Genomic DNA, 6,306 nt, shown 5'->3' on the forward strand with positions numbered 1-6,306 from the left:
GGACGTCCGGGAAACGGGAGCGAGGCTTAGACGATGCGACAGACATGGCGGTGGTTCGGACCCCGCGACCTCACCTCGATCGACGACATGCGCCAGGCCGGCGTCGAAGGTGTCGTCAGCGCCCTCCACCATGTCGCGACCGGCGCAGTCTGGACCACGGAGGATATCCGCAAACGTCAGGACGAGATCGGCCGGATGAAGGACAGCCGTCCATCCGGCCTGGCCTGGGAGGTGGTCGAAAGCCTGCCCGTTTCGGAAGACATCAAGAAGCAGAAGGGCGACTGGCGCGGCCACATCGCCAACTACAAGCAGAGCCTCGCCAACCTGGCCGAAAGCGGCCTGGAAACGATCTGCTACAATTTCATGCCGGTTCTCGACTGGACGCGCACGGACCTCGCCTATCGCGTCGACCATGGCGGCACCTGCATGCGCTTCGACCTGATCGACTTCGCCGCCTTCGACATCCATATCCTCAGGCGCACCGGCGCTGCCGAGAGCTTTGGGCGCGAGGTCGCTGACGCGGCCAGCGAACGCTTTGCGACGATGAGCGAGGCGCGCAAGGTTGAACTCGCGTCCAACGTGACCGCAGGCCTGCCCGGATCGACCGAGAGCATGTCGACGCAGGACGTGCTGCGCCATATCCGCGAATATGACGCCATAGACGCCCCGCGCCTGCGCGCCAACTTCGTCGCGTTCCTGGAAGAGGTGACGCCGGTCGCCGAAAAGCTCGGCATGCGCCTATGCTGCCATCCGGACGATCCGCCCTTCCCGCTGCTCGGCCTGCCGCGCATCATGTCTGGAGCAGATGATTACCGGCACATTCTGGACGCGGTCGACTCGCCAGCCAACGGCATGACCTTGTGCTCGGGCTCGCTAGGCGCCCGTTCCGACAACGATCTGCCGGCGATCATGCGCGAATTCGCACCTCGCGTGCATTTCCTGCACCTGCGCAACGTCACGCTCGAGACGCCGGGCACGCCCTCCTCGTTCCACGAGGCTGAGCATCTGGGCGGCAATACCGACATGGTCGCGCTGATCGCCGAGATCGTGAAGGAAGAGGCACGCCGCAAGGCCGAGAGCCGTACCGACCACCAGATTCCGATGCGCCCCGATCACGGCCAGGACATCATCGACGATCTGGGCCGCAAGGGGCAGCCCGGCTACCCGACGATCGGACGGCTGAAGGGGCTTGCCGAACTGCGCGGCATCATGACCGCCTTGACGCACCCCGCGGTGCAGCTTCGCCCATGAGCGCGCGGCTTACGGCCTCCGCAAAGCCTAGCGCGGGCGTGGCCCTGCCGGGCTATGTGCCCGAGAACCATGGCTGCGGGATCGTCCATATCGGCGTCGGCGCGTTTCACAAGGCGCATCAGGCGGTCTACACCGACACCGCGCTGGCGCTCGCCGGCGGCGACTGGCGCATCACCGGCGTCAGCCTGCGCAGTGTTGACATCGCCGCCGCGCTCAACCCGCAGGACGGGCGCTACGTGCTCCTGACGCGCAGCGCGGACGGCGATCAGGCGCGTCTGATCGGCAGCATCGCAAATGTGCTGGTCGCACCCGAGGCGCCCGATGCAGTCGTCGCGGCCATCGCCGACGCCGCAACGCGCATCGTCACGCTGACCGTCACCGAGAAGGCCTACGGCATCGATCGGACGACAGGCGGGCTCGACCTTCGCCACGAAGCGATTGCGCACGACCTCGGCCGGCCCGATGCGCCGCGCGGCGTCGTCGGCTTTCTCGTCGCCGGCCTCGCGCGCCGCCGCGAAACCGGTGCCGGACCGCTGACGATCCTTTGCTGTGACAACCTGCCGGAAAACGGCCGCATCCTGTGCCGTCTCGTCGACGCGTTCACGCGCCAGATCGATCCGGCGCTTGCCGACTGGATCGGCCAGAATGTCCGTTTTCCGTCCTCGATGGTCGACAGGATCACGCCCGCGGCGACCGACCGGACATTCGCCGACGCCGAACGCATGTGCGGCTTGCGCGATGAAGCCGCGGTCGAGACCGAACATTTCTCGCAATGGATCATCGAGGATTATTTCGCTGCCGGGCGGCCGGCCTGGGACGAAGCGGGCGCGATCTTCGTCGCATCGGTTTCCGCCTATGAAAAGATGAAGCTGCGCATGCTCAACGGCGCGCATTCGCTGATCGCCTATGCCGGCTTCATGGCCGGCTACGAGACGGTCGCGGATGCGATGCGCGACGCCGGACTCAAACGCCTCGTCGAACACCAGATGCAGGCCGCGGCAGCCACCTTGCCGCCCGTCCCCGGCATCGACCTAACCGCCTATCGCACCGAACTTCTCGCCCGCTTCGCCAACCCGGCGATCCGGCACCTGACCTACCAGATCGCCATGGACGGAACCGAAAAGCTGCCCCAGCGCATCGCCGCGCCGCTGGCCGAAGCCATCCATCGGAACGCCGATCGGGAGCCCTTCGCCTTCGCGATCGCCGCCTGGATGCGCTATTGCATGGCCGTAGAAGAAACCGGCCGGGCCTACGCGCTTCGCGACCCCCGCGAGACGGCGATCGCACAAGCGGTGGAGGATGCCGGAGCCACGCCCGACCGGCTGTTCAGCAACCTGATCGCGATACCCGGACTGTTTCCCGCCGCCATCGTCGGCGACGCTGCGCTGCGCGATCTGGTCGTCGCGCGGCTTTCGACCATCCTCGAACACGGAATGGCCAGGGCGATCGAAAGCCCCGCGTGAAGGAGAACCGGCAGATGTCCAAGAGCTTTCTTTCGATCGGCGAAGCGATGATCGAAATGTCGGCCGGCTCGGATGGGCAATGGCGCATGGGCTTTGCCGGCGATACGCTGAACACCGCCTGGTACATGCGCGCGCTTCTCGGTCCGGACTGGACGGTCGGCTATGTCAGCAAGCTGGGCGTCGACCGCTATTCCAGCGCCATGCGCGCCTTCATCGCCGACAGCGGCATCGATACGAGCCATATCGGCACGGTCGAGGATCGCCGACCCGGCCTCTACTTCATCCATCAGGAAGATGGCGACCGGCATTTCACCTACTGGCGCGACATGGCGGCGGCGAAGCTTCTGGCCGACGACCGCGCTGCGCTCGACGCAGCCTTGGCGACCGCCGGCACGATCTATTTTTCCGGCATCACGCTGGCGATCCTGAACCCCGCCCATCGCGCCACGCTGCTCGACGCCCTGCAAGGCGCCCGCGCCAGGGGCGCGAAGATCGTCTTCGATCCCAACATCCGCCCGCGGCTCTGGTCCGGCCCCGGCGAGATGCGGGACGCACTGACGGCGGCGGCCGGCGTCTGCGACATCGTCCTGCCGACCTTCGGCGACGAGCAAACCCTGTTCGGCGATATCGACCCGAGAGCCACGGCGGATCGCTATCTCGCGCACGGCGTTGCGGAGGTCGTCGTCAAGAACGGCCACGAGCCCGCACTGGCCAGATGGCGCGACGGCGAAGTCGAGATATCGGCACGCCCCGTTGCGAGCGTGGTCGACGCGACCGGAGCCGGCGACAGCTTCAATGCAGGCTACCTCGCCGCGCGGCTCGAAGGCCGCGATCATGGCGAAGCCCTGACGCAAGCACACCGCATCGCCGCGATCTGCCTTGGCCACCACGGAGCGCTCGCGCCGCGCGACGCGCTTTAGGGCGCCTGGCACGCCACTGGGCGCGTTCGGCAATCGGAATTTTTCCTGGGAGTTCGGATGGTGGGCGTGACAGGGATTGAACCTGTGACCCCTACGATGTCAACGTAGTGCTCTCCCGCTGAGCTACACGCCCATCCGACGAGGCGCATACACCATAGATGCCCGCCCATCGTCAATAGGTTTCGGCCGCCAAAATGCGGTGGTTGCGCCTGACGCAGCGCGAGGCGGTCAGGCCGCCTGCAGCATCTTCTCGACCTCGTTGACGAGATCGCGCAAATGGAACGGTTTCGACAGCACCTTAGCGTCTTTCGGCGCCTTGGAATCGGGGTTCAGCGCGACGGCGGCGAAGCCCGTGATGAACATCACCTTCAGGTCCGGATCGATCTCGGTCGCGCGGCGCGCAAGCTCGATGCCGTCCATCTCGGGCATGACGATGTCGGTCAGGAGCAGCGAGAACGGCTCCTCGCGCAGCCGCTCATAGGCGCTCGCTCCATTGTCGTAGTCGATCACGTCGTAGCCGGCGCGTTCGAGCGCCTTGACGAGGAAGCGACGCATGTCCTCATCGTCTTCCGCGAGAAGAATTCTTGCCATCTGAGCGTCCGGAACCCTGTTTTCGAACCGGTACAAAAGCCGATTCGCCCTCTCAAGCGTATATGCCTTCAGCATGGTAAACATCAAGTGAATGGCGTCTTTGCGGCCCGCCGGGTCGCGGCTGGACAGGAGGCGGCGGCGGTGGCACATCAAGGGGCATGGAAGGGCGAGAGAGCGCAAAAAAGACGTCAATGACAGAGCATCCGGATTTTTCCCAGACGGCGCCCTTCGAAGTCGCGCAGCCGCAGCGACAGACGGTTCCTTTCGTCTTCAACTCTCCGCATAGCGGCTCGACCTATCCGCAGCGCTTTCTCGACATGGCGCGGCTCGACCCGCATGCGATCCGCCGATCCGAGGACTGTTTCGTCGACGATCTGTTCGCCGGCGTGACCGCGCTCGGCGCGCCGTTCCTGAAAGCGAACTTCCCGCGCGCCTATCTCGACGTGAACCGCGAGCCCTGGGAGCTCGACCCGCGCATGTTCACCACGTCCCTGCCGCCCTACGCCAATACGCGCTCGGCGCGCGTTGCGGGCGGCCTCGGCACCATCCCGCGTCTCGTCGGCGAAGGGCAGGAAATCTATGCGGCCAAACTGCCGCTCGAAGAGGCGGTTGGCCGCATCGAGGGCGTCTACAAGCCCTACCACGACCGGCTGCGCAGCCTGATCGGTGCGACGCACAAGGCATTCGGCGTCGCAGTTCTCATCGACTGTCACTCGATGCCGGCAACGATCCGCCTGCCGGATACGCGCATCCGCCCCGATTTCATCATCGGAGATCGGTTCGGCATGTCGTGCCGTGCGGATCTGTCCGAGGCAGCGATCGGGCACCTGGCCAGCCGCGGCTACATGGTGGCTCACAACAAGCCCTATGCCGGCGGCTTCATCACCGAGCACTACGGCCGGCCCGCGCGCGGCATCCACGCGCTTCAGGTCGAGATCAACCGCAGCCTCTACATGGACGAAGAACGTCTCGTGCCCAATGACGGCTACGACCAGTTGCGCCGCGATCTCCACGAACTCGCCGCCAGCCTGATCGACCTTTTCGCGCCGCCGGCGGAACTGCCCGTCGCAGCCGAATAGGCAAAAAAAGACCGCCTTTGCAGGCGGTCCGAGTCTAGGGAGGAAACGCCCAAGGAGGGCATTGACGGGCGAACCCGTCGATCTCCAGATTATGCTGCAGCGCACAATTGTCAAGCCGGTTCAGAAATGCCTATTGCGCGGGCGACATCTAGCGGAGCCCTTTCATGGACGTGACCCCCGACTTCCTGCGCAACCTTGCTGCCGCAGCCGCAAAGGAAACCCTGCCGCGCTTTCGCCGGCCGCACGACGTGGCGAACAAGCTCGAAGGCGGCTTCGACCCCGTAACGGAAGCCGACCGCGAGGCCGAGCGCGCGATCCGGCGGCTGATCGAAGCGGATTTCCCGGATCACGGAATTCTTGGCGAGGAATTCGGCCCGCACAACCTGCCGAACCACCACTGCTGGGTGATCGATCCGATCGACGGCACGCGTGCCTTCATCTCCGGCCTGCCGCTCTGGGGCACGCTGGTGGGACTTCTGGAGGACGGCGACGCCGTCGCCGGAATGATGAGCCAGCCCTTCACCGGCGAGCTGTTTTATGCGACGGGCGGCGTCGCGCGGTACGAAGGACCGGGCGGGCCGCGCGATCTTTGCGTGCGGGCGACGACGGAGCTTCGCCACGCCACCCTTTGCACGACGACGCCGTCTCTGTTCCTCGACGACGCGCGCGCCAGTTACGACGCGCTGGAAACGGCAGTGCAACTCGCCCGCTATGGCACGGATTGCTATGCCTATTGCATGCTGGCGGCCGGTCAGGTCGACCTCGTGGTCGAGACTGGGTTGCAGGCTTACGACATCGTCGCGCTGATCCCGATCATCGAGGCGGCAGGCGGGGTAATCACATCGCGCACCGGTGGCCCGGCGGAGGCAGGCGGGTTCGTGGTGGCGGCGGCGACGAGGCAATTGCACGCGGCGGCGCTGGAGTTGCTGAACGGGTAGTGTTGGAAGGGTTTTCTGCGAAGAGGACCCCCACCCTTTATCCCTCCCCACAAGGGGGAGGGAG

The 6,306-nt window shown here is 65.7% G+C and carries 6 protein-coding genes and 1 tRNA gene; 5 read left to right on the forward strand and 2 right to left on the reverse strand.

The features are described 5' to 3' along the window. The first annotated feature begins 33 nt into the window (after positions 1 to 33). The 3 genes from uxuA to ALII_RS0113605 are packed head-to-tail and all read left to right on the forward strand — an operon-like array spanning position 34 to position 3,634. The gene (gene uxuA / locus ALII_RS0113595) at positions 34 to 1,251 is read left to right on the forward strand and encodes a mannonate dehydratase (RefSeq protein ID WP_024587858.1); all 1,218 of its coding nucleotides are present in this window, start codon (positions 34 to 36) and stop codon (positions 1,249 to 1,251) included. Next, complete coding sequence (locus ALII_RS0113600; protein WP_024587859.1) at positions 1,248 to 2,714, forward strand: mannitol dehydrogenase family protein; 1,467 nt, start codon at positions 1,248 to 1,250, stop codon at positions 2,712 to 2,714. Before uxuA ends, ALII_RS0113600 begins: the two co-directional genes overlap by 4 nt. A gap of 14 nt (positions 2,715 to 2,728) precedes the next feature. Then, positions 2,729 to 3,634, forward strand: a complete 906-nt coding sequence (locus ALII_RS0113605) for a sugar kinase (protein ID WP_024587860.1) — start codon at positions 2,729 to 2,731, stop codon at positions 3,632 to 3,634. Positions 3,635 to 3,692: 58 nt separating this feature from the next. Here the strand turns inward: ALII_RS0113605 and ALII_RS0113610 are convergent. Both ALII_RS0113610 and ALII_RS0113615 read right to left on the reverse strand, forming a co-directional pair. Beyond that, positions 3,693 to 3,767, reverse strand: a tRNA-Val gene (locus ALII_RS0113610). A 95-nt stretch (positions 3,768 to 3,862) separates the two neighbouring features. Beyond that, a complete protein-coding gene (locus tag ALII_RS0113615) occupies positions 3,863 to 4,225 on the reverse strand; it encodes a response regulator (protein WP_024587861.1) in 363 nt (120 codons plus the stop codon). Positions 4,226 to 4,416: 191 nt separating this feature from the next. On the opposite strand from ALII_RS0113615, the gene ALII_RS0113620 reads away from it, so the two are divergent. Beyond that, positions 4,417 to 5,304, forward strand: coding sequence for an N-formylglutamate amidohydrolase (locus tag ALII_RS0113620; protein ID WP_024587862.1), 888 nt, complete (start codon positions 4,417 to 4,419; stop codon positions 5,302 to 5,304). Between the two features lie 164 nt (positions 5,305 to 5,468). Then, the gene (gene hisN / locus ALII_RS0113625) at positions 5,469 to 6,242 is read left to right on the forward strand and encodes a histidinol-phosphatase (protein ID WP_024587863.1); all 774 of its coding nucleotides are present in this window, start codon (positions 5,469 to 5,471) and stop codon (positions 6,240 to 6,242) included. Positions 6,243 to 6,306: the final 64 nt, after the last annotated feature.

Origin of the sequence: Aliihoeflea sp. 2WW, assembly GCF_000497755.1 — a bacterium.
Lineage (GTDB): Bacteria > Pseudomonadota > Alphaproteobacteria > Rhizobiales > Rhizobiaceae > Aliihoeflea.